The following is a 24,516-nucleotide window of genomic DNA, read 5'->3' on the forward strand; positions in this document are numbered from 1 at the left end:
AACTCCTATAGCGGGCGCGGTTGTCAGCACGTCGGGCGGCGCAGATTCATGCTGTCACCTTGGCTTTGCGTCCTCTAACGGCCATAGAGGGGCGCCAGGCCTTGAGCTGGCCATGGGACCGATCGATCTGGGCTGCCCGCTCCTCGAACTGCTGGGCGCAGAAGTCCGCCATGCTCACGCCGTAAGCAGGGTCGATGTCGGCGTGCCACTGCTTTACCCACGGGAGTATTTCGCCCAGACCTGCCACCAGCGGAATAAGTTGTTCGTCTGGTGCGCCGTCCGCGACGAGCTGATCCATGACGGCGGCCAGCGCCAGGAACTGCTCCACATGATTCCAGCCTGCCCACCCGAGCAGCAGAGTCTGGTCAGTGCTACGGGCGGCATCCGGGTAGAGAATGAACCGTTCTTTTGGTACATCGAGCTTTCCGCGAGCCTGCCACCACGACGCCTTCCGGAAGTCTGCCGAGGAGTACACCGGCGGGACCGCAATGTTGCCGACGAATTCGTCGGAGTCTTCACGCCGCTGCAGATCCCAAGCCTGCTCCCAGGCCTCATACTTCCGGAGTCCCGACTCTTTGAGTCGGTGCGCAGCAAGATACGGGATAGCCTCATCGATCAGCAGCCCGGTGAGAGCCTTGACAACGTTGACATCCCGGCTGCCGTCCCACAGCGACAGAACGGACAGGAAGTCATTATCGCGGGAGATCATGTCGGCGAGCTGGCCGATGCTGCGTGCGGCGGGCCGACCCTGCCTGTCAAACCACAGCGAGCGCTCATCTAGCCGGTCCAGCAACCAACTGCGCAGGGCACGCTCCTGCTGCTTCTCCCACGGCTCTGATGCCCACCGACGCTTGTACTCCGGACGCTCCAGCAGGCGGATCGACGAGTTCGACTCGATTAGCTCGAGGCGGCGCTGAACTACGCGTCGATAATCCTCCGGCCAGCGCGACGGGATCTCGGTGATAGGGGTCGAACCGTGTCGGTCAAACCACGAACCGTCGGCGTTCCCTTCTGCCAGACCACGAGCCAAAGCGATCTCAAAGGCGCGTTCCCCCAAACGAACGTCGGGGAGATCCTCACAGTAAGTCAGGCGTTCGGTCACCAAGCCGTAAAGCCGGTAGTAGTCCCAGTCCATCTCCTCCTGGACTGCGATCATTTGGGAGCGGAGCGACGTAGTAGCTGCTTGTGCTTGTTTGAGAGACTCGGCAGTCAGCGCCTGCCCTGACAAAACGGATGACGTCGACTCTAGCCGTGCTGCAAGGCTGGACATTATCCGTGCAAGATGGATTGGCCGGACGTTCGGAAGCGGTAGCGCTTGCACAGTTCCGCCTGTGTATTCATATGTCCGAGACCAGGCGCGCTCGGCAGCACCGCCCTTGGGCTGGGAAAGTTGCCTCATCCAAAGGCATGTCAGGGAGCTACCGAGCACACCTAGCAGAGCCAGGTGATCATCCTCTGTCGCATCGGCTGGCAATTTGATAACCGGGGCGTGCGAGCTGAAGACAGTACCGCCGCGGTTCAACCCAAAATGGTTGTGTGACGCAACGTTCGAGAACGCTATAGACAGCGGCGTCTCGTATGCGCTGGCGGTGTGCTGCATGAATTCCCACCATTTGCGTTTGGCGTCCTCCATGTTGCCGCTGAAGGTCGAGCGCTCACGAAGCGTCGTTCTATAGCGCCACAAATACTCCGGCAAGGCGGAAAGTCCTGCGTCGTCATGTTTGTACGGGTACAGGACAAATTCGCGTGCATTGGCGGCATAATCGCGCACGGCACCCCCTGTGAGAAACGGGACTGCGCACACAGACTCAGGGCCGTGGCCAGGGCGATCGCGGAGATAGGGCTCGTCGGCGCCGATCCGAACTGCCCGCCCGATCTCTCCGTCGATCAATTGATGAAGCTTTAACGGATTCTTGGCGATTATCCCGATAGTCTCAGTCACGCCATCGCCACCTAGCACCCAAGGATGTGAAGCCAGTGCGTTTCTCGGGACGTCGGAAATAGATATCCACTCATCCTCGTATCCGTCGGGAGCATCAATGAATTGCGATATTCCGTCCCAATACGGTCGCTCGCCGCTCTCAGCCATTGTCCTAGTTTCGCGCTTCCCCTTGCTGAGTGCAGCCCGAACCGTGCTTCTGACCGGCGACTGATTACGGCCAACAATGATCGTCGTAGGCGTTCCGTCAGTGTTATGTCCTGGGATCCAAGCCCCCTCGGAGTCAATGAGGGTGCAGAGATCCAAGGTGGGCAAAAACTCTTCAATGAGTTTCGTGCCGAATCCGCGCTTCATGAACGAGTTCGATGTTATCTGCCCCACCCAGCCTGCTCGTTGAGATTCTGTGCCCCTCCTGGCGAGTCCGAAAAACCGTTCCATAAATGGGACGGTGAGTGCGTATGTACCCTTGCAAGTTGAGTAGATGTTGCGGTAGTGCCGGTTTAGCGTCCTGTCCTTGACCGTGATGTAAGGCGGGTTGCCGACCACGACGTCGTACTGGCCCGGCGCGAGAATGCGCTTGAGCTGGTCGCTGTCCTCCGTGGAATAGGCGAACCCAGAAAGCTTTGCATCGGCGTCGAAGCCCTCGAACCGAAACTCCTGTTGCACGTGCCCATGTAGCAAGGAGTCACCAGCTGCAATATGGAAGCTGAAGGCGGGCGCGAGCTCCAAGGACGTCTCGCTGCAGGCACTCAGAGCGGCGACAGTGAGCCGGAAGCGGGCGATGGCCACGGCAAACGGGTTCAGATCTACACCGTGGACCGCGTCCAAGGCCTTTTGAACCCGGGCACGCACGTCCATCCCGGGCGCCTCGGCTCCCCATGCATCCGTCAGCCTCGCAAACGCTCCGAGCAGGAAGTGACCGGACCCGCAGGTCGGATCAATCAGCTTGAAACCCTCCAGCGGCCTCTCCGCCAGAGCCGGAGTCAGAGTCTGGTCGAGAATGAACTCCTCGACGAACTCCGGCGTCTGCAGGAGCGCGAACGTCTTCTTCGCATAGTCGGACAGGTCCTGATAAAGATCACCCAGGAAACGTGTCGACAGCTCAGTGTCTGCCAGATCAAAGGACGGTAGTCCGGCGGCGTCCGTCTGCCTCCAAAACTCAAGAATTTCCGTGGCCATCCGTCCTGACGGCTGGACCTGCCACAGCGCCGAGTGTTCTCGCACCAGATCAGCGGTGGCCGGCAGCTTCTTGAGATACTCCACCGGCTCGAGCAGCCACTCCCGGTCTGTTAGTTCCGGGTGGGCACGGAAGAACACAATCTGCGCGTCCAGCGCTTCCTGCCGCCGCGCCCCAGGACCGGAAATCCATACCGGTCGGACCAAAGCGTTATCCTCAGCAAACCGAACGAACACCGTCGTCAAAATCCAGGCAACCGCGGCCTGGGTGATCTTGTCATCCCGCCACGCCTGCCAAGCCGAGGACGTCCGCTGCGCATCCAGCGCACCCTGGTGCTCTGCCCTCCAACGCGACAAATTCTCATCGTCCTGCGCCAACCGTTCGCGCAGATCGTCCTCCAACCGCAAGACAAGCTTGCGCAAATCAGCGGTCAGCTGAGACGAAACAGTCATTCAGGAACTCCAATAGCAGGCGTGGTCTTGAGGATTGTGTTTGCCTTCGTGTCGACCCAGATGTGATCGAAACGGACAAATTGATTCGGTGAAGTTTGCACGGGAACACCGTCCAGCAGCGGGCCTTGATTCGCGGCCAGCTGCGGTACTACCAGCCAAACTGCCTGTCCTCGGGCCACGGCCAAGTCGCTCAGCCGTCGCAGAACGTGGGCGTGCCCGTACCGTGCCAGTGGAGCGGCTTCGGTGAGCAGAACCGGGCGCGGAGTGCCGCCGTCGTCCTCTTGCATCACGGCCTCTGAAATGGCGAGTTCGACTGCCGGCAGGGCTCGTTTCACCACGGCAGCGAGGCCCTTCCCGGCGCGGCTCTCCCCCAGTTGTGCGTCGGCTGCCACGAGGACGTCCCACGGCGGAACCGCGCGCTCGTTGGCCAGGCGCTTCATCTCGTCCATGAGAATGCCAGTGAGATCAAGAACCCGCGCGTTAAACTCGTGTTCGAGCACGTTGACCAGCTTGTCGATTCGATCCGCTGGACACCCGAGGGTGAGGAAAGAGCGTCGAGCCGAGCTTTCTTCGAGGCGCCGGGCCACTGAGCCAGCATCGATATCGTCCGTCTGGGAAGCCACCACGGTCGGCATGTATGAATGAAGACCTGTGGTGTCGCCGCCCTCAGTGGGACTGTAGTACCACTGAGAAGCCTCATCGAATTTCAGGCCCAAGCCTGCCTGGTCCAACACCATATCGAGGGTCGGCCGGCGCGGCAGATCCGGCAGCGCGGGGAAGCGCGCATGGACCCGATCCTGAATTTCTTTGGGGCTGAGCCGCTCCCCGGTGCTAATTCCCTGGAACGTGAGTGCCACAGCCTTCGCCTGATCCAGATCGCGCCGGTAGAGTTCGGCCGCACCGGTGAAGGCGGCAGCCCGGGACATTTCCGCCGCCAGCCGGACCAGTCTTGTGCCCTCGAGAAGTCGAGGATTATCCGCGGCGACCGATTGTGCGGTGGGCAGGAGTCTTGTCCGGGCACGGTCCGCGGGGATGAGCGCCTCGCCGAATGAGCCTCCGCTCAGTAGCGCGTCTGCATCCCTGCCCAGCGCTTCGGCAATGTCCAGGAGACCTGGCTCCCGTGCGATGGCGAGCGCCCGGCCATCGCGACGCCGCAGCTCCATGGCACCGAGCTCTTCTTCCGCACGCAGCTGTGCACGCCGTCGATCCACAACGATGCGGAGTAGTCCTAAGGCGGAGCGGCGGGCGATGTCATCCCGGGTGCGGGCGCCCGTGCTGGATCGAAGAATCTCCGAAGCCAGCTCATTGATGCTGGCCACGCTACCGAGGGCATCCAGCCGTTCATCCACGATGCTTTCGAGGCTGCGGAGAAGCCCGAGTGCCTCTGCATCTTCGGCCCACGACTTATGGAGCGCTTCGAGAACCTGATTGGCTCGGCCGGAGGTCACTGGAGTCGGAAGAGCAGCCGCCAGCTGAGCCTGGGTGGCAAATGCGTCCGTGTGCCCTTCAGTGCCCAGGATCAGCGCCACCATCTGCCCACGGCCTGGCGACCGGGTGGAAGACACGCTGTCGGTCAAGATCTTGGCGACGTCCTCCACAGGAGGCAAAGCACCAAGTTCCGTGCCACGGTCCCCGGCGCCAAACCGGTCTCGCCATTGTTTGGCACGGCTCTTGACTTCCTTGCGCGTGGGCTCGGCAACACCCGACAGTCGGTTGAGGCGCACGGCGTCCACGGCCGCCAGGTCCCCTACCGTGCGAACGCCGAAAGGTTCCAAAGCAGACAAGGCCCGGGCGGATAGGCCGGCTGCCTCGAGCTCGGTCTCGACTTTTGCCTTGGCTGCGAGCTCGTCAGCATCCTCCGGCGCTGTGGTCGTTCCGTGGGTAAAGGCGCCCCGCCACAGCGAGAGCATTTCCGCCGCCGTGTCGTGACGCAGACTCGCATCGCGGGCAAGCGCGCGGCGGAAGAAATCAGCAAGCGAAGCTGCTACCGATGGGTCAAAGGACTTGGGCTCAACGGTAGCCTCGTCCGGAACAGCTGCCGGGTTTGCCAGCGGATCGCCGTAGTAGGGCCGGTGTCCAGTTGCCATTTCGAACAGCACTACGGCGGCGGCGTACCGTTCGGCAGCCGAGTCGAAACGCGGACGAACTCCCCCGAGAAACGGGTCAAGGTAAGGCGGCGTGCCGGCGTCGAGGGCGGCAGCCGGCGCCCGGGAAAGCGAGAAGTCAAAAAGAACAAGGTGCTTGGCCTTGCGACTGTCTTCCCGGACGCCGAGGTTGCTGGGCTTGATATCGCGGTGATCGATGCCAGCTTTATCCAAGGCAACAACGGCGTCAAGCAGGTCCGCGCCGAAGCGTTCCAAGAGGTCAATGGAGAGTCTCCCCCCACGATCTCGGATCAGTTCGTCGAGGGTCTGGGAGCCTGCACTCTCCAATAGCAGTACTGTACGGCCGTTGAGATTGAACGGCCCTTCAACGAGAGTGGCCAGGCGGGGGCCTCGAAGCCGCCCGATCACTTCGGCTTCGGCTGTCAGCCGGTCCGCAGCCTTGTCATTGAGTGCGACCTTAAGCACCCGTTCAGTTTCGGTGCCGTCGGGCCGAGTGTCCTTGACCATCAGCCCCTGGGCTGTTGATCCCTTGCCGAGCCTGCGGACGACCGTGAACCGGCCGTCTCCCAGAAGAGTTCCTGGCACCGCATCCAGCGGATCGGTATCTGGCTCGCTGTCCCTCGGTCCAGGCGTACTGCTGTCCAAGGCATTGAGGAAATCCTGCACCGTGCGCAGCCGCTCGCGCGGGACCGGGCGGGTGGCGTCCAGTACCGCTTTGCGCAGAGCCTCGCCGACTTGGGGAAGTACCGGGGCGATATCCAAGCCACCCTGCTCCCGCAACCGCTCAGCTAGCGCCAGTGAAGAGGCCGCCGGCCGAACCATGGTGACGACGTAGTACGCCAGGGCGCCGAGCCCGAAGACGTCCAACCCCACGCGGTCCGTGGCAGCCGCACTCCACCGTCCCTCAGGCGCACGGAACGCCTCAGTCAGCCAGGCGTCATCTCCCGCTGCGGACGCGACGAACGTCTGGTCCGCGCCGAAAAGCCGTGTGACGCCGTCGTCCCCTGAAAGTCCGGTCCCCACCGCGGCGGCCGCTCCCGCCGTTTGCCAGTCACTTACTTGCACGCGAAGGCGACCGTTGGACCGTGCAACCCATACAACCTTTGGCGACAGCCCCCGGTGCACAACTGCGTTGCGGTGCGCGTAGTCGATAACTTCTGCAACCTGCCGGATGATGCTGAGTTGGTCCGCCAGGCTGACGCCGTTCCCCTGCTCGGCAATCCACAGATCAAGCCGCTGCATGGACTCATCGAACGGATAGACCAGCCCCACACCGAGGTCGGACTCGACCATATCTCGGGGTTTGAGCAGCCCGTCGTGGGACAGTCGGTTCATGACCCGGTATTCGTGTTCGGCGATCTTTCGCGCACGGACTCGCTCTGCATTGCCTGCCCCGGGGTCTGACACCTGGAAGCGGATACGGGCGGTGTCCTGCTTGACCACCTGGTGGTAGGCACGCCAGTCCTGCCAGCCTTCGCCCTCGTCCAGAGCGCCGTCTTCGATAATCCATGAACCTGCGGTGCGTTCGCGCCGCTGGACGAGACCGATCCGAGCCATCAGCTCGGCGAGGATGACTTCCTGGTTTTGACCGATGGCGCGGTCCGCGCGGGGCTCCTCGAGAAGGAGGTCGCTGATTCCGGGAAGATTCGACTCGTTTTCGCGTTCGTCGAGACCGAACAGATGCGAGGCAGCGGTGCCACTCAATTCGCTGACCATGCCCGGGTGGTGCAGGAACACTGATTCCTGGACGAACGGAATGATTTTGCGCTCGTCCGCGATGTCGACTTGTTTCTCGCGCGCCCAGGACCGGAGCTCATCCTTGAGCTTGGAACTGAAGCGCTGAGCTTTACGCCTTGCAAGGAGGAGTGGTGATTCCTCGGCCCGTCGGCCGTCACGCAACCACTGGGTGTCGTTTCCATGCAGTCGGCCGGAGTAATACTTCAGTTCGATGAGGTGAAGACGGCCGCGCGCAAGCACTAAGGCGTCAACTTCATGCCACCTACCTTGGTTGTCCAGGAACTCGAAGTTCGTCCATGCTCGGAAGGGCGTGGTGGTGGGCAGCTTCGACTTGAGATAGCGCAGTCCCTCGATCTCATGGGGAAACTGCGACGGGCTGACTTCAACCCAGCGTTCTTCAGTCAATGCTCCCCCTGTGAAATTCGCCGTCCGGCACCTCCGTGGGGGCGCGGCCAGCATTGAGACTCTAGCCTTCCGATACTACTGGGTGATGCGACAATCCTTGAAGCTGGCTCGCGTGAGTTTCGTTCGGGTCCTCGGTGGAGCGATCGACGGATACCGGGCTCGCACAATGGTGGGCATCCGCTACGTTTGTTCCCATGCATTCTGAAGTTCCCGCGCCTCTTCCGAAATCCTCTGGGACTCTCTTGATCATTGGAAGCAACCCTCCCACGACCAGCGGGCAACGCACTCTTGCCCGCGCGGAGCAGGCGCGTCAGGTTCTAGGGTTCGATCGCCACGAGATCGTCAATCTGTTTAGTTTGCCCACCTACCGCACCTCCGGCGTCACCGCTGCCGGAACCTCGCCCAGCGGCTGGCTGGACGCCCGCCCAAGCCTTGCCCATGCGCTTGATGGAGCGTCAGCCGTTCTCATGGCCTATGGCATCAGCAAGCCATCGGGCGAAGCCGCCAAGCATCATGTGGCCCAGGTGGAGTGGCTCGACAGCGAGATCGTCGAGAGGGGCCTGCCTGTTTGGTGGGTCGGCGGAGCCCCTCGTCACCCTTCGCGCTGGCACCGCTATACGCACCGAGTGCATCCAGAGACTGCATTCGTCACCGCGCTGACGGCTGCGCTCACAATGCGGGTAGGCCCCGACTGATCGTCTTTCCGAGCGGTACTCGCAAGCCAATTCAACGTCTGGGTGACATAGATGGATAGTCTCTAGTCAACACAACAGAAGAACAATGGGGAAGCTCGCATGGATGCACGTAATCGTTCGCTCGCCGACTGGTTCACACGAGTTAGAACCGGCCAACTCCGGTTGCCTCGTTTTCAACGACATGAGGCGTGGAGCCACAATGAGGTTGCTGGCTTGATGGAGACGGTACTCAGAGGACTTCCGGCTGGGGCTACACTCATCCTCGAAGTTGGGGACAACGAACCATTCATTTCTCGAGCCCTTGAGAGTGCTCCTTCCCCTTCTGAACGTGTCCACGAGCACCTCTTGGACGGTCAACAACGGCTGACAGCACTCTGGAGGTCTCTCCACGACAATTACCCGGATCGGACGTATTTCCTTCGTCACGAAGAGGACGAGTCAACGGGTGAAAAGGTCCCGCGGGTTCTGGCCCAGAACCGATGGCTGCGTGGGGAGACCAGGTACCCAATCTGGTGTGACAATCCCGTCGATTGCCGGGAACGCGGTTACATTCCTTTGCGCTTGCTCAACCCTGAAAGCAATGAAGACGTGCGGGCCTGGGCGGACGCCGCGGCCGGAGATGATCTTCGAATCAGCAGGGACATAGAGACGAGCATCACCGACCTCAGAAGTAAGGTCAGGAACTACAACATTCCCCATCTGAGCCTCCCAATGACGACACCGAAGGACGTCGCTCTGGACGTCTTCATAAAGATGAACACGTCCTCGGTAAGGCTGAGCGCATTCGATATTGTCGTCGCCCAGCTCGAGGAAGCGGTCGGCCAGTCCTTGCACGAGCTGGTCGATGACCTCCGCGCCCAAGTCCCGTCACTCCATCGTTACGCTGACGCAGGAAACCTGGCCCTGGATGTTGCCTCACTCCGGTCAGATCGCCCCGCCGGCCAGAGGAGCTATGAAAAACTCGACCTGTCCGAGGTCGCCCAGGAATGGGACGACATCGTGGAAGGCATCTCTTGGGCCATCGGGTTCTTGGAATCGGAGAAGGTATTTGACGCTCAGCGTCTGCCGTCGATCGTAGTTCTGCCAGTTCTGGCCGCGATACACCAATTCATGCCCAAGTCCTTGGACGCTGCGGGGAACGGAAGAAAGCTTGCTAGGTCGTATTTGTGGCGTTCCTTCCTTACCCGACGCTACGATCAATCAGCCGGTTCGAGGGCACACCAGGACTTCCGTGGGCTGAAGAAGATTCTTGTCGGGGACATATCTGAGTGGGCATCTGCCGCGCCGATATTTGACGAATCGGTCACCCCACTCCCAACCGAGTTCGATCTGACCAGCGCTGGCTGGCCGAAAACGCGGGAGGTAGTCGCCCGGGGAATCCTCGCTGTGTCGCTTCGACTCGGCGCACGGGATATTGCTGATGACCACGCTGTCACGCCTGAGCACCTGAAGGTTCGGGAGTATCACCACCTCTTCCCTGACTCGCTCCTAAATGTGGAAAGCCAGATCGGTAGTAACAGATCAATGCGGGCCCTGAACTGTGCCCTGATTACCTGGAGCACGAATCGAAACATTTCAAACAAGCCTCCGCTGCAGTATCTGGAGGAGCGAACCGATCGAGCGGATCTTGGAACGGAGGCCATAAAGTCACGCCTGGCCTCGCACCTTATCCCCTTCGATGAACTGGCCATGGCGGGACCCTACAGTCCGGAGAGCTCAAGACAGATCGGAGAGGACTACGAGCAATTCCTCCAGGCTCGCGCGTCCATGATGATGCCTGTCATTCAGTCCCTGTGCCTTGGGAATCATCCTTGAGCTATAAGCCACAGACTAAGCGCACCGCGGTCGGTGCGTGAACGATACGCACCGACCACGGCTTTCTAGTGAAGGCCCGCCCACCACTTTCCCAACGAGCTCCACCCAAGCGCGTCGTGAACATGTAGTGGGCGTGCTGGACGGAGACGCAGAAGCCGATGGCCCGCATCTGCTCCGTGCTGGTGACCTTGCCCCGGGGTTCGCGGATCACCTTGGCGGCGCGGGCGTCGTTGCCGGTGTAGAGGTTGTTCAGCTGTGCGGTGTCGTAGTTGCCGCGCTTCCATTCCAGCTGGCTGAGGTCGACGTCGTCGGAGACGCCGAAGTAGTGGAACGGCATCAGCAGATCCGCGTCCAGGGCATTCCAGAGGCGCAGTTCGCAGGCGGTGCGGCCATCGAAGAACTGCTGGGCGACGTCGACACCGTCGCCGCGTTCCGGCGTAGTGGTCCGACAGAGGCGCCTGAGTCAATTCCACCCATGTTGCCACTTCCTCCACCGCGGTTCCTTCGGACTTGCAGAATAGGCGCGCCAGACGTCAGCAGCCATCTCCCCCACGCGGTCAACAGTTCTTGTGGAGTTCGGGAAGATCCAATGGGATCTACGACAGCCCAGAGGTAGGCTCTTGAGAGCTGTCAACTAGAAGGAGTCTACGCAGTGGCCATACACGATCGCGGGGTCCGTGCGGCGTCTGTCGGCGAACTCTTGGACGATGATCTTAAGATTCCCCACTATCAACGGCCCTACGTGTGGACACCGTCCATTGCCCTTCGCTTAGTTCTCGACATTCGAGACGCCCAGCAGGCGGCCACTGCAAGCGTACAGACCCAAGCCGCGCCCTACGTTCTCGGGGCAGTAATTCTCCACGAGAATGGCACGCACGTCGATGTCGTCGACGGGCAACAACGACTCCTAACCCTGCGAATGCTGCTCCGCATTCTCAATGGAGAGAAATCGCCGTCTCTCACGACAGTGGACGGTTCGTCACCCGTGGCGAAAGTATGGCGCATGCTCCAGGACACGGCGGGATCGCTGCAGCTTGCCGAGCGACAAGATCTTGCATCTTTCATCCGTGACAACTGCCAAGTGGTCCGGGTGACTACAGATGACGTGGATGAAGCGTTCCGGGTCTTTGATTCGCAGAACTATCGCGGAAGGCCTCTCGCGCCACACGACCTGCTGAAGGCGCACCACCTTCGCGAAATGCGCCGCGAAAGCGATGCGCTGAAATCTGCCACGGTGGAAGAATGGGAGTCGGCCGGAGATGACAATCTGGACGAACTCTTCTCACTCTATTTATACCGTGTTGCAAAATGGTCAAAGGGTGAAACTGCGCCAGGATTCACTATCCACGACATAGACATGTTCAAAGGAATCTCCTCCACGGGACGTCTATCCCCGAGTTCCCGGTATCACGCCGCTGCGCAGAGCATGATTCCACTGATGAGCCAGTGGCAGAGCTCTATCAACTCCGAGGATGAGGTTAATGTTCTCCGAAGCCGATTTCAAATTGACGCCCCGTTGCTGGCTGGGCGGCCATTCTTTGAAATGGCTACTTTCATGCTGCAGGAAATAAGCGCTCTTAAGAAGCGCTCATATCCCATCAAGAATGAATTAGAAAATAATCCAGAAGTAGTAACCTTCGAAGATAAACTCACCCAAGGTCGATATCGCAAAGTTACGGAACTGTACCTTGCGGGAATGCTCTACTACACCAATAAGTTTTCGGACGAGGACATTGATCTTGCCAGCAAGCATCTCTTTGCCTGGTCTTTCGACCTTCGCCTCCGTCACCTCCGCGTAGTTCAGGCGTCCATAAACAATGCAGGATACGGGAAGGATGACATGACATCTCCTTTCGTACAATTCCGAAATTCATCAGATGGTCGCGTTGTGAGAACATTTGGTTCGACAGGGAAACAATACAGAGACGGACACGAACCTGAACTTTTTTCACACCTGAATGGAGGTGCAACCTAATGCAGGACGAAGCCCTCAGCCCCGACTTGTGCACGGTGGCTCAGTTGTTCAAGTCAAGCGCCATATACACAGTTCCGGTCTATCAGAGAAGTTTCGCGTGGCGAGCTGAACAGATCGAACAGTTGATCGGGGACATTCGAGACGCGATCGAGCACGGCGAGGAGCAGTACTTCCTCGGTAACGTCATCGTCACGGCCAGAGGATCTGAATCATCGGAGTACGAAGTGATCGACGGACAGCAACGACTTACTACCTTGTATCTGCTGCTAACCTTCCTAGGGCGAGCCGACGGTGTCGCTAGCCCAAGGTTTCAGCATCACGCCACTCGCCTTCGCTATGAGTCACGTCCACGTTCCAGCGAAGCACTACGTCGACTTGACGGAGGTTTCCCGGAAAATTCCGCGAACACAGCTCCGGGTAGCCTGGAAGATTCCGGAATCCACCAGGGCTACAACATCATCCAGCAGTACATGGAACAACACGTTTCAGGCGACGCCCTCCACATATTCGGAAACTACCTGCTGAATCACGTACAACTTGTTAGGGCATCGTTGCCCGGAAGCACAGATCTCAACCGGTACTTCGAGGTCATGAACACCCGCGGGGCGCAATTACAACCGATCGATATTGTGAAGGCTCGTCTAATGAGCTACCTTCCTCATGAATCGGAGCGTGCGTGCTTTGCTTGGGTTTGGGATGCGTGTTCCAAAATGGATGCCTACGTACAAGGGCACCTAGCCCGCGGGAATCCGTCCCTTCGTGACGCTCTTTTCGACGAAAACTGGTCTTGGCTGACCGCTTCATCTTTTGAAGATCTGCTAGAAGCGTTTGATGAGCACTGCGAGCCAAAGTCAGACCCTCGTAGGCGCACCGCTTCGCATGCTTCATCAATGAGTATCGACGAAGCCTTGTCGTTCTACTCGGAGAAGAATGCTTCGGATGAAGCAGATCCGTCCGAGGCAGATCGCTTCAGTTCAACGATCCCTTTCAACTCGCTGCTTCTGCACACGCTTAAACTACTTGAGTTCCGAGCAAATCCGCTTGAAGACGAAGGCGGCCTAGACGACAAACGACTTATCAAGTTGTTCAACACTGAGTTTTCCGAAAAAGGGCCCGAACGCGTTCGCGAATTCATTGCGCTGCTACTTCGCACGAGAGTAGCATTTGACGCATTCATCCTAAAGCGCGAGTTCTTGGCCACGTACTCCGACGAAGGCGAGTGGTCACTTCGCAAGGTTGTGAAAACGAGAAGCGGAAACAAAAGCACAATCGGCTATCGCAACACGTACGCAAGTGACTCCAAGGACGACAGTGACACAGTCGACCCCACAACACGCGACCTTCTGCTACTGCAGGGGATGCTACGCGTTACGTACACATCACCTCGCACGATGCATTGGATTACACTAACGCTCCATCACGTTCTGCAAGCGGATAACCCCGGCAATGTCTCCATGAAGGACTTGGTTTTTCTTCTCCAGACGTACGTGCGCGAAAAGGTTCGAGAAGCGTTCTCCTTCGCAGATGAGCCGGTCGGTTTCAATATTTCACGTGTCGTTTTCGCATATGTTGACTACCTTCTCGTCGTGAATAATTGGGTACCAGCTCTCTCTGCTGACTACATGTTCTCGTTCCGAACCTCCATCGAACATTTTTATCCCCAGAGTCCTGATGAACAACAATCAGGCGAACGGGTCAGCATTACCAACCTGCACAAACTTGGAAACCTCGCTCTAGTGAGCGTGGGGGCAAACTCCAAGTTCAACAACAGCCTGCCGCACGCAAAAGCCACCAATTACCGCCAAACTATCGAGAAGCAGAGTCCCAAAATGCATCTCATGGCGGCGAAGACGCGACAGCTGGGCGCCTGGGGTGATCGCGAGGTCGAAGCCCACCATCAGGAGATGGTGAGCCTACTTCGCCAAGATCTCGACCCTAGCCCCGATTTTTTATAGCCCGTGTAGGTGATAGATGCGGCTTCGGGCTGGCGGGCTGATCGCTGGTTGTTTTTTGGTTTCCGGCGGCGTGGCCCTTTGGTTCGCCTTAGGGTTTGGCGCTGGTTCCACTGCCGCGTGATGGGGCTGGGTTGTCGTGACGGGATGAGCTTGTTACCCCGGTTAGGGCGGGAGCTATGTGAGGCGTCGCCGAGGCAGGCGCCGACATCACCAAGCAGCCGATCTTCTCGGTTTGGAACGCCGTCCGACGGCGATCACCACGATGCTCTCCTACGAGGCCGAACGGCAAATCCTCAAGGGGTCGCCATTGCACGGTGAAAACACGGCTGGGGCCCGCAAACGCTTCCGCGGCAGGCTCCGGTTCCGCCTCCGCGACGGAGAGCCCAGGCCCTGTCCACGCTGGCGTTGTTCATCCCCCACGCGGCCCTGGCGCTGTCAGGCGACCCACTTGAGAGCCCCTCCATGAGCGGTTCCCTCGTGTCCGGAGACGCGGTGCGGGATGCTGCGGCCGCGGACTCCAAGGCCCTGCTTGGCGGCGCCGTCGTCGATCCGGCCAGTCGCCTCGGTGCATGGGCGTCCTATTCCTCGGTGCCCGGCGCTCTGCCGGCATAGTGGAACGACGACGTGAAGCTGGCGGCGCGTGAGCTGCAGGAGCTGGACGAACTCACCCAGCGGCAAGGCAAAGCCCCGGACGACGGGGACACCGAGCAGGAAGGTGGCGCCGAGGCCGGGCTCTACCTCGCACACGTTGACCGGATGCTCGCGGCCGTGGGCGGCGAGCCGGCGGGCTGGGAGGACGGAATCGAAGACCTGGCAGTCAACTCCCCCGCCAACTGCATCTACCGCGCCCTGAAGCGTGTGGCTCCGGACGATTTCGACGGCGCCGAGCTGTGGAAGGCCGCCCTGTTAGCGGCGACCGGCCTGCGTACCCTGTTCAACCGGCTCGACGCCACCGAGCTGCTCGACAAGCTCTACCCCGAGGGTGACTGCTGGCAGAAGGTCCTGCGCTACTGCGAAGCCGGAAACCTCCAGGCTGTGCTGGATGAGTACGTCTTCCAGCTCCGCAGCCAGCAGGCCCCCGGGGAGGTCACCGCCGAGCAGCTGTTGTCGCTGGCTGATGACACCCGGCGCTCGTTGTCCCTCAAACCGGCGCAGATGCTCGCAAAGTATCCGGACGGGTCGCACGAGGATCTCCGCATGGGCAGCCCGCTTCGCGGTGCGCTACAGCAACGCCAAAACAGACGACAGCAACCGCATGCCCGACGTCCGCCGGGCCTTCAACAGCCCCTTCTGGCCGTTTGTGCTTGCGTCCACATCGGTGGGCCAGGAAGGCATCGACTTCCACTGGTGGGCCCACTCGGTCATCCACTGGAACGTGCCCGGCAGCCCCGTCGACTTCGAACAGCGCGAGGGCCGGGTGCACCGGTACCTGGGGCACGCGGTGCGGAAGAATGTGGCCGAAGCCCACGGCGCAGAGGTGCTGAAGCCGGGGGTCACAGACCCATGGGAGTCGCTGTTCTCGGTTGCCGCAGCCGACGTTGCGGCGCACCCCGAAGATTCCAACACGGAGTTCGCTCCCCACTGGATACACCCGGGAGCACACAAGATCGAACGGCGGCTGATGGACCACCCGCTGAGCCGCGACGTGCCCAGGACCAAACACATGCTTGCCGGGCTCGCAAAGTACCGGCTGACGCTGGGCCAGGCCCGGCAGGATGATCTGCTGGGGTTGATCAAGGACGGGGCTGAGATTGAGCCGCTGAATTTGCGGCCTTAGTGCCTGAACCGACGTCAGCGCCGCTTCCCCGTGCCTTGTGAAGTGCCGAGCCTCACTCTGCGCCAGCCGCCGTCGGTTTCGATGTCCTGGCGAGGGGCGTCCTGAAACAGCGACCAGTGATCTTCATCCTTCATTCGGCTTTTAGGATGGCTAAACGCACCTGTTGCCTTCTTACTGGGGAGCATTGCAGGACGTTCCCTGACGCCCGCGACTGCCCGTTCTGATGACTTTATTGGAAACGGTGGGCGGGGCGCAGACTTCGAACTCTTTTTCCTGCCTAGGACTTTTCCTCGAGTCCCCCGACCACCCTTCGAGGCCGAATTTGCCGAGACGTCTACAGCCGGCTTACCTACGCCGCTACAGAAATCCCCCTTCGCATTTGCGTGCTTCGTGACTCGGCCGGCAAGGGGTTTCGCCGCCAGGGTTTTGCGACAGGCAGGACACTGCCATCCCTTCTCGTTCGAGCGAGCAACAGACGCCATCATTTCCCCCGCAGATGTTGGAATTCCAAATATCGTTCAACTTACAACACCGGCAGTAATGACTCATTATTGGGTACTTGGGCCGGGCGTGACCGGTCGATTGACAGCGGCGCGCAGCACTTACAGACTGATGAGGGCTGAAGTCGGCTCGACATCCTAGCGTCTCTTGCCAGTGCCCGGCGGTGACGACGGCGCAGCCCTGACACTTTCGGTGCCAAACTCAGGCAAACCGTAGTTCGGCCGAAAGGGGCGGCGTATGCGGACGCACTCCGCCTCCCGGCCGCCGCCCGAGCAACGCGGGCCGGTCTTCCACCTGTGGGCTGGAACGAGCGTTGACCCAGTAAGCAGCTGCTTCTCTTGCCCGCAGGAAGGGCATCGACCCATCCGTATCTGCTTGTCCGGCTCGGGTTCGATGACCACGGGTTTCATTTGTGCCTCGACCGTGGAGAACGACCATCCGGATGCCGAACAGTAGCGGCCTCGCGGACTCGTGTGATTCGGAATCCTGGCCATGTCAGCAAGCACGCCGAGGTGTTTTTCACACATTGGGCATTCCCGGCCATTTGAATTCATTGCGCCACCGCAGCAGCCGTCGCGAATACATCAGCCGGCATAGGCCGGTGCAGCTTCCAGGTGATGGCAATCGGCTTCTCCCCGGAGTGCTGCACATAGTCCACCTGGCCGAGGCACGTGTACGGAACGGTCAGCCCGGTCTCATCCTCCGAGGTATCGCGCGTGAAGATAAGGATCCTCGAGCGGTGCGAGGCGCGGTCCAGGTACCGCTTGCCCGTCGGGCTTCCGGGGGACGTCACGTTCTGCGATTCCCAGTGGAACAGCTCCGGGCTGATGGCGTAGTCCTTGTACATCGTGGTTGCCGAATGCTTCTTGTCGTCCTTGTTGAGCGTGACGAAGAAGGCGTCCGTGGACGTCGCCGGGCACCAGGCCACACCTTCGCGGTGCTGCACGTTCTTGCCCAGCTCCAGCGAACCGTATTGCAGGGCCGCCAGGATCTCCTCACGCCGGTAGGTCGCGTGCGAGAGCAGCGGAACATGCTGCAGCCCCGCCCCGAGTCCCTTGGCGGCGTGCTTGGACGCGGCCACGCCGAGCTTCACAAGCTGGCGGATCTCGCTGCAAACAAACTGGTAACCGCGCAAATAGTCCAGGCCGGCGTCGTACGACTGGAAGCCGCCGCCGCCGTCCCAGAGCGTGTAGAAGAGCATGCGGGCGAATGTCTGCTCCCGCATGCCGAGCTCAACGTAACGTGGCGCGTCGGCACCGACAAGCATCGAATAGGCGTCGGCGCGTTCGGGATCATCCACGTGGATCAGCGCGGCCATCCGGCCGAGGAGCTTCTTCTCGTCGGCGTCGGAGAGCTCCCGAATCCTTCCGCTGAGGACCGTTTCCAACGGCGAGAACCCCTCGATCAGGCCGGCCCGCCGCAGGTAGCCGGTCCACGAATCATTGGTCGACCGGTAGATCGACTTCACGTCGTTCCCGGACCGCTCCAGATAAGTCTCCAGCTCGGTCTCCGCGTACGAGGCGATGTCCCGGACCAGCTGCGCCCGGTTGAACCGCAGCTGCGCCCTAATGTTGTCCAGCACCACCTTCTGCGCCACCCGGTCCAAGACGATCTGCGAGCCCGACGGCAGGTAGGGGAACTCGTCCTCGATAGCTTTCTCCAGTTCCTTGCGCCCGTAGCCGGTGAGCGCCCGGTAGCGCAGATCGAAGCGGAACTCACGGCGCTGCTGGCCGATGAAGTCCATGACGGTCAGCACAGCCTTGCCCTCGGCGCGGCGCAGCCCGCGTCCCAGTTGCTGGAGGAAGATCGTGGCGCTCTGTGTGGGCCGGAGCATCAGGATGGTGTCCACCTGCGGCAGGTCCAGGCCTTCGTTGAAGAGGTCGACGGCGAAGATGCAGTTGATCTCGCGTGCGGCGAGACGTTTCAGCGCCGCCGCCCGCTCGGTTTCGTCGGTGCTCCCGTCGACGGCGACGGAGGCGATGCCGGCACGGTTGAAGACCTCCGCCATGTAGTGGGCGTGCTGGACCGAGACGCAGAAACCGATGGCCCGCATCTGCTCGGTGCTGGTGACCTTGTCGCGGAGTTCGCGGATCACCTTGGCGGCGCGGGCGTCATTGCCGGTGTAGAGGTTGTTCAGCTGGGCGGTGTCGTAGTTGCCGCGCTTCCATTCCAGCTGGCTGAGGTCGACGTCGTCGGAGACGCCGAAGTAGTGGAACGGCACCAGGAGATCGGCGTCCAGGGCGTCCCAGAGGCGCAGTTCGCTGGCGGTGCGGCCGTCAAAGAACTGCTGGGCGACGTCGACGCCGTCGCCGCGTTCCGGCGTCGCGGTCAGTCCGAGGAGCTGCTGCGGCTGCAGGTGGTCCAGCAGCCGGCGATAGGTGGGCGCCATGGCGTGGTGGAATTCGTCGATGACGACGACGTCGAAGAAGTCCGGTTCCAGCTGCTCGATGCCGAGGATCGAGAGCGACTGGACCGAGGCGAAGATGTGCTTCCACTGACGTGGCTTGTGCTCCCCGACGTAGAGTTCGCCGAAGGCGCCGTCCTGCATGACGTCACGGTAGGTGCGCATAGCCTGCTTCAGTATTTCCTGGCGGTGTGCGACAAAGAGCAGCTTCAGGTCTTTGCCCGCTGCTTCGCAGAGACGCTTGTAGTCCAGGGCCGCGATGACGGTTTTGCCGGTGCCGGTGGCGGCGACCAGGAGGTTGTGGTTGAAGCCCTTGAGCCGTTCGGCTTCGAGGTCTTCAAGCATCTCCTCCTGGTGCAGGAAGGGCTGGAGTTCGAGGCCGGTGGCTGCCCCGGGGATTGCTGTCCGCCTGCCGCCGTTGCGTTCCAGCGCGGCGTCCAGCTTTTCGCCGTCGCGTTCCGGATCATAGCGCTGGAAGGCTCGCTGCTCCCAGTAACTGTCGAAGGTGACCTCGAACTTTTGCAGCAGGGTGGGCGTGCCGACGGAGCTGAGTCGGACGTTCCATTCCAGGCCGTCCAGGAGCGCGGCCTGGCTGAGGTTGGAGCTGCCGACGTAGGCGGTGTCGAAGCCGGAGTTGCGTCGGAACAGCCAGGCCTTGGCGTGGAGGCGGGTGGCCTGGGTTTCGTAGTTGATCTTCACTTCGGCGCCGTATCGGTGGACGAGTTCGTCGATGGCGCGGCGTTCCGTGGCGCCCATGTAGGTGGTGGTGATGACGCGGAGTTTGGCGCCGCGCTCCTTGAGTTGCGCGAGGGCTGGTTCGAGGAGCCTGAGGCCGGTCCAGCGGACGAAGGCGCAGAGCAGGTCGACCGTGTCGGCGGATTCGATCTCGGTCCTGAGTTCTGCGGCGAGGTTGGGATCGTCCTTGCTGTTGGTGAGCAGGGCCGAGTCGCTCAGCTTGGTGGCGGGGCGGCGTAGGTTGCGGCGTTTGAGCGTGTCTGGGCGGTGCAGGGACTGGAGCTGAGTTGGACCGGGCGCGATGCGGTCTGTGGTGTTCAGTTCCTGGAGGAGCTTGTTCGCGAGGGCGACGCGGTCGGTGGGTTTGGCTGCGGAGAGGGCCCGCCGGACGGCGTCGGCTACGTGGCGAGAGAGGATGTCAGGGGTGTCTTCGTCTTCAATCTCTGCGAAGACTGGCTGCAGTTCGGCTTCCTGATTCAGGCGTGTGCCGAGTAGGTCCGTGCTGAGTAGTTCATACAAGCCCTCGGGCAGCTGCTCGGCTGCCTTTCCCCCAATGAAGTTAGTCACTGCGCCAGGGTACGACATGACTGGGCGGGCATTCGACTTTGTCGTGAGGTGACCCTATTTGCTCCGATGAATCGTTGTAGTTCTTGCAGCGAGAAATTCATGAACAGCAGATTCGGACACGCCCCTCTTAGCGCGCAAGTAATCGTTGACGCTAACACCGGCAACGATGTCGTGGATAGATATCCGCGCGAGGCGATGTTGGTCGTTGTGTATGGCGAAGGCATCCTTGACGGCGTCGTAGAGTGCTCGCTGCTTCCAACGCGGGGAGCCCCCGGACGTGAGAACCCCTGGGGCGCTGCCGGTCCCAAACATTCTTACGGTGGGCGCAGACGTCCACTTCCCGCCGAGTCGCCCGGCTTTCCAACACATCTCCTCACCGTAGAGACAATGCTGTTGGTATGCGGCTGTCCACGGCAGCTCGGGGGACAATGTCGTGTCGAGCGTCAGCGCTCTATAGCGGTTGAAGTGGAGATCCTCATCCAGTTCAACTAGGAGTCCGTCAGCGAAGGCGAAATCCCAATCCCCGGGAGCCAGGATAGGAGAGTCAAGGACACCGCCAAGGCATCGATATAGGTGTAGAAGTTCACGCTGAGCGTGCGAGGGAAGGTCAGCCATCCTCGCACGCCGGACTTTGATGAGCGGCCCGTGACGTCGCTGGAGAACGTTCAAGAGCGCCATCTCCCGGGCACCCATCAAACGCCTGTCGTGAGGAACTGAGAACTACAATTGAGTGTCAACGCATCGATGCTTCTTTCCAACTTATTGAACCGATGCATGAGGCAGACGGGCGGCCGATCGTCGGGAAAGTGGACATACGCCTCCTCGTCGAGAGCCAAGACCCCATCCCCATTCTTGTAGATTACCCAGAAGCCGTCCGCGCCAGCAGCCACGCCACCCCGGCCGTAACGTGCCTCGAACTTATCCAAGGCCGATGGAAACTCCTCCAAGGCATCGCTAGGTACAAAGCTCTTCATCAAGGCATCGTAGTAACTGCTTGAGAATGCCCTCCACGTATCCCCGGACCACACCCTGCTGGCTATCAGCTTCGCAATTAGTCGATATACCAGAGTCTGCTCAGTCGTCTCCAACGCATGATGCGGAACATTAATCTGCAATTGTCGCTCGACAGTGGTAATCGCTTCACGGGGCGGAAGTTCCAGTATCTTGCTCCAGCCGTACGCCCACGTCGCCGATACGTTGCCGTCTACAACCGCCCTATTTGGAACTTCATCAGAGATGAAGGCAAGCAATCGAGTCTCAGTATCGAATAGCCCTAAAGTCTCATCCAGTCCCATGGTTTCGACACACGTCGAGAGGGTCAGGTTCTTGTGCCGCCTGGCGACCTCCGATGCCAGCCACCACCCATGTGCAGCGAGCGAATTTTGCTGTAGAGAAGACGATTTCATGTTGCCCCCCGAAGTTCCGTGCGACCTAGTGTCGTTATTCTTTGGCCACAATAGGACAATCGGAGTCAGAACACCGGCAGATTCACGGTCTCGTCCCCCTGGAGCCCCGATCTGCGCCTGCTTCTTCCCGTCCCCTCACCCACAACCTTGCCGGCCTCCCCGCGGTAGACAGCCCCCAGCCACTCCACCGCCCTCGCCACCATGTCCGCATGGCCGTCCGGCAGTTCAGCGAACAGCTCACCTTCCCCCGTCACGGAAGCCGGTCGGACGCCGTCAGACTCCAGTGCCGGCAGAGCCGCCAGGGGAGTCACGTCCACGTGAGCCACCTAGAGAACCCAGACGCGGTCGTCGCGGCCCGGCTCATCGAAGAATGAGAGCTATCGTGGCACCTGCCCGGAGATCCCGGCCTTTTCGCGCAGGCACCGGGGCACCGTAAACCAGGGTCTGGCGTTCATGCACGAAGGTTCCCGGCAGGGGTCATTTTCCTTGCTGGTGGTCGTCCGCGCGGCGCACCACCAGCACCGCGCCCCTCCGCCACCGTCAGCACCGGGCTGTGAGTCCTTGGATGACCTTCTCGAAGTCGAGACTAGACGCCGAGCTCAGCGAAGTCTCGGCGACCTTGGCGCCGCCTACGGCCAGTAGGGATTCTGCGTCGACAAAGATTGCGCTCTGGGACTTCATGGGCCGGATGCTCCGGTCAGCTCCGTAGAGACTTCGAGGCAGCAACCAGAGCTTTGGTTCTTGCGTATATACCTCCTCGCTCCCTCCATGGTGTCTGGTTGAAGCCGGTGCTGTGGATACAATACGCGGGTGAAAGTGCCTCAGGTGGTCGTGGACCTCGATAGGAAATCTCGGGCGGTCCGTCGAGAGGGACTCATCGTCGACCGCAGGAATGTTGAGGTCACTGTTCATTGGAGTGACGGGTCAACAGATGATGTCCGGCTCGGTATTGATGGGGACCACATGCTACTTTGCACCGTGGCTGGCGGGCTACGCCACCGAAAGTACGTCGATCCGGCTGGCGCCTCAGAGCTCGCGCGTTCCTCCCCCGCCCAGGCTTTCGCGTTCGCTCTTCTCGACTCATCGAAGCCGATGTCGAGCAAAGACCTCATCGCGAGTGTCGAAGAGGTCTTCACCGGTGATGTCAGCGCCTTGTGGAAGCGGGCTCGCCAGACTTTTGAGGCTAACGAGAATGTCAAGGCGTCGGGTAAGGGTGCGAGCCTCCGGTACACCTGGGTGGGGCAGGCCCCGCTCGATGCAGTGTCGGCTGACATAACCGCCCAATCGCGGGGATGGACAGCCAAAGAAGAGAACACTGTGGCGACGGAACCCGACGCCCGAAATGCCGAGCGGGGCGGTGACGCTGCTCCACAGGGCGCCGATGGCGCTGTCGGCAGGACAATGGATTCAGAAATCCGGGGCGAGGTCCGAGGCAGCGCACACAGCGCCGACGGCGGCCTGGTCCACCCGGCTGTCGAACTCGTCCACGCGACTTCGGTCTCAGGCCAACTGCCTGAGAACTGGCTTAGGCTACTGGAGAGTGCCCTGCGCAATCCTTTGGCAGCTGGAATCGCTTTGGACTCGCTGTCCGATGATGCCCTTAAGGCGGCCGTTCCGGCGCTCGGTCGAGCGGCATTGATCCTGCAGGCCCTACCGCGGGAAAGCAAGACGATCAACGCAATTGACGCGGTGCAATTGGCGGGGCCCGAGGGTGCGGCCGCTCTAATCGATGCGGCAGAGGCAGAGTTGCGCGGTCTTGAGCCGGCGTCTGCCAGAGTCCAGGACCTAAGGCGCGCCAAGGACTTCCTGATTCGGAGGCTGTTGAGCTCGCCATCGGTTGGTCTCCTCAGCCTGGATACTGTCCTTCGTGCTACCCAAGAGGTGGAGACGCCAAAGGATGCTGCCAAGAAGGCTGCGTGGGTCGCCGAGCTTCTGGCGACCGTCATAGGCGCGATGGACCAGAATTCCTGGAAGAATCTCGCGCTACAAGACAAGTCTGCCGTTGCTCGGCGGCTCACCTCCGTTCCGCTGGATGCTGACGGCCCAAGGGCACGCGTTCTGGCTTGGATCTGGCGCAATCATCCAGCAAATCTCTCAGACGCAATGTGGTGGCGTGGAGTGGAGTTTGACGATCTGGCCGCGGTGGCCACCACGCCACTGGCCAGCGCGCTCGAGAGCGACGCCATAGCGTCCGCCGTAGTCAAGCCCTTGGTGGTCAAGCGGCTTGCGTCAGCCACCACGAGGCGTCAGCTGCTTACGTCACTCGCCGCCCCTACTGCACTTGCTCGCCTCATGGATGAAAGCGCCGTTCAGCTAGCTTTCGACCGAGTACTACGGGATGACAACATTGGCCGGGCCTGGCTTGTGGGCCTCAGGAATGAGACTCGGATAACCGAGCTTGCTCACCAAGCAGAGGCTCTCACTCGCCAGGCGACGGAAATGACGGAGCTTCTCGGCAAGGCCCAGGAAGCCGTGCGGTTGAGTGATGCCCGGCGGCACCGCGTGGAGGCACAACTTGGCGAGGCCGCCGCGAACACCAACGAGCTTCGCGAATCTCAGTCTCGCCAGATCCGGATCGACGTCATGCGCGCCTTTGCGGAGCTCTGCGCGTACGTCGACGGGGCTGCCGACAGTCAGTCCGCGCAGCGCATCCGGGAGCGGGTAGGACGGATGGCCGCACGTGAGGGACTGACTCCGTCGGGGGTCCCAGGCCGGACGGAGCCTTATGACCCACAGCGTCACGATGTCATAGGGGAGCCGCCACTGCCCAAGACACCCGTGACTGTCACCGGCATCGGATATACATGGGGCGAGGGGGCCGATGAGATCGTTCTCGTGCGCGCCCTCGTTGAACGAACCTATTAGGAGTGG

At 60.9% G+C, this 24,516-nt stretch carries 14 protein-coding genes and 1 pseudogene; 6 read left to right on the forward strand and 9 right to left on the reverse strand.

The genetic code is table 11. From position 1 onward, the window contains the following. Positions 1 to 46: 46 nt before the first annotated feature. A complete protein-coding gene (pglX, locus tag AC1DGE_RS09450) occupies positions 47 to 3,568 on the reverse strand; it encodes a BREX-2 system adenine-specific DNA-methyltransferase PglX (RefSeq protein WP_476917344.1) in 3,522 nt (1,173 codons plus the stop codon). Then, entirely contained in the window at positions 3,565 to 7,815 is a 4,251-nt protein-coding gene (pglW, locus tag AC1DGE_RS09455; RefSeq protein WP_476917345.1) for a BREX system serine/threonine kinase PglW, read from the reverse strand. The genes pglX and pglW overlap by 4 nt, the downstream gene beginning before the upstream one ends. A gap of 194 nt (positions 7,816 to 8,009) precedes the next feature. Between pglW and AC1DGE_RS09460 the strand changes: the two genes are divergently transcribed. Together AC1DGE_RS09460 and AC1DGE_RS09465 are read left to right on the forward strand one after the other, a co-directional pair. Continuing rightward, on the forward strand, positions 8,010 to 8,510 hold the full coding sequence (locus AC1DGE_RS09460; RefSeq protein ID WP_476917346.1) for a DUF1643 domain-containing protein: 501 nt from the start codon (positions 8,010 to 8,012) through the stop codon (positions 8,508 to 8,510). Positions 8,511 to 8,609: 99 nt separating this feature from the next. After that, positions 8,610 to 10,325 (forward strand): GmrSD restriction endonuclease domain-containing protein, encoded by a 1,716-nt coding sequence (locus tag AC1DGE_RS09465; RefSeq protein WP_476917347.1) that lies wholly within the window; start codon positions 8,610 to 8,612, stop codon positions 10,323 to 10,325. Positions 10,326 to 10,446: 121 nt separating this feature from the next. Here the strand turns inward: AC1DGE_RS09465 and AC1DGE_RS09470 are convergent. Beyond that, a pseudogene (locus tag AC1DGE_RS09470) lies at positions 10,447 to 10,779 on the reverse strand (DUF3427 domain-containing protein); the annotation flags it as partial. A 198-nt stretch (positions 10,780 to 10,977) separates the two neighbouring features. Here AC1DGE_RS09470 and AC1DGE_RS09475 point away from each other — a divergent pair. Both AC1DGE_RS09475 and AC1DGE_RS09480 read left to right on the forward strand, forming a co-directional pair. Continuing rightward, positions 10,978 to 12,300 carry a DUF262 domain-containing protein gene (locus tag AC1DGE_RS09475; RefSeq protein WP_476917348.1) on the forward strand — a complete coding sequence of 441 codons (1,323 nt, stop codon included), beginning with the start codon at positions 10,978 to 10,980 and terminating at the stop codon, positions 12,298 to 12,300. After that, on the forward strand, positions 12,300 to 14,255 hold the full coding sequence (locus AC1DGE_RS09480; protein WP_476917349.1) for a DUF262 domain-containing protein: 1,956 nt from the start codon (positions 12,300 to 12,302) through the stop codon (positions 14,253 to 14,255). Before AC1DGE_RS09475 ends, AC1DGE_RS09480 begins: the two co-directional genes overlap by 1 nt. Positions 14,256 to 14,690: 435 nt before the next feature. On the opposite strand, the gene AC1DGE_RS09485 is transcribed toward AC1DGE_RS09480, so the two are convergent. After that, on the reverse strand, positions 14,691 to 15,002 hold the full coding sequence (locus AC1DGE_RS09485) for a hypothetical protein (protein ID WP_476917350.1): 312 nt from the start codon (positions 15,000 to 15,002) through the stop codon (positions 14,691 to 14,693). 508 nt (positions 15,003 to 15,510) lie between these two features. Here AC1DGE_RS09485 and AC1DGE_RS09490 point away from each other — a divergent pair. Then, a complete protein-coding gene (locus AC1DGE_RS09490) occupies positions 15,511 to 16,032 on the forward strand; it encodes a helicase C-terminal domain-containing protein (RefSeq protein ID WP_476917351.1) in 522 nt (173 codons plus the stop codon). Between the two features lie 1,051 nt (positions 16,033 to 17,083). On the opposite strand, the gene AC1DGE_RS09495 is transcribed toward AC1DGE_RS09490, so the two are convergent. The 5 genes from AC1DGE_RS09495 to AC1DGE_RS09515 all read right to left on the reverse strand — a co-directional run bounded on the left by AC1DGE_RS09495 (position 17,084) and on the right by AC1DGE_RS09515 (position 22,326). Continuing rightward, positions 17,084 to 20,257, reverse strand: coding sequence for a DEAD/DEAH box helicase (locus tag AC1DGE_RS09495; protein WP_476917352.1), 3,174 nt, complete (start codon positions 20,255 to 20,257; stop codon positions 17,084 to 17,086). Positions 20,258 to 20,293: 36 nt separating this feature from the next. Next, positions 20,294 to 20,932 carry a DUF7255 family protein gene (locus tag AC1DGE_RS09500; protein WP_476917353.1) on the reverse strand — a complete coding sequence of 213 codons (639 nt, stop codon included), beginning with the start codon at positions 20,930 to 20,932 and terminating at the stop codon, positions 20,294 to 20,296. After that, positions 20,932 to 21,645, reverse strand: a complete 714-nt coding sequence (locus AC1DGE_RS09505) for a TY-Chap2 family putative peptide chaperone (RefSeq protein ID WP_476917354.1) — start codon at positions 21,643 to 21,645, stop codon at positions 20,932 to 20,934. Before AC1DGE_RS09505 ends, AC1DGE_RS09500 begins: the two co-directional genes overlap by 1 nt. A gap of 65 nt (positions 21,646 to 21,710) precedes the next feature. Continuing rightward, the gene (locus tag AC1DGE_RS09510) at positions 21,711 to 21,962 is read right to left on the reverse strand and encodes a hypothetical protein (protein ID WP_476917355.1); all 252 of its coding nucleotides are present in this window, start codon (positions 21,960 to 21,962) and stop codon (positions 21,711 to 21,713) included. 223 nt (positions 21,963 to 22,185) lie between these two features. Continuing rightward, on the reverse strand, positions 22,186 to 22,326 hold the full coding sequence (locus AC1DGE_RS09515) for a hypothetical protein (protein ID WP_476917356.1): 141 nt from the start codon (positions 22,324 to 22,326) through the stop codon (positions 22,186 to 22,188). A 129-nt stretch (positions 22,327 to 22,455) separates the two neighbouring features. Between AC1DGE_RS09515 and AC1DGE_RS09520 the strand changes: the two genes are divergently transcribed. Beyond that, entirely contained in the window at positions 22,456 to 24,510 is a 2,055-nt protein-coding gene (locus tag AC1DGE_RS09520; RefSeq protein ID WP_476917357.1) for a hypothetical protein, read from the forward strand. The last annotated feature ends 6 nt before the right edge of the window (positions 24,511 to 24,516 follow it).

It is taken from the genome of Arthrobacter sp. 05N425 (assembly GCF_056397125.1).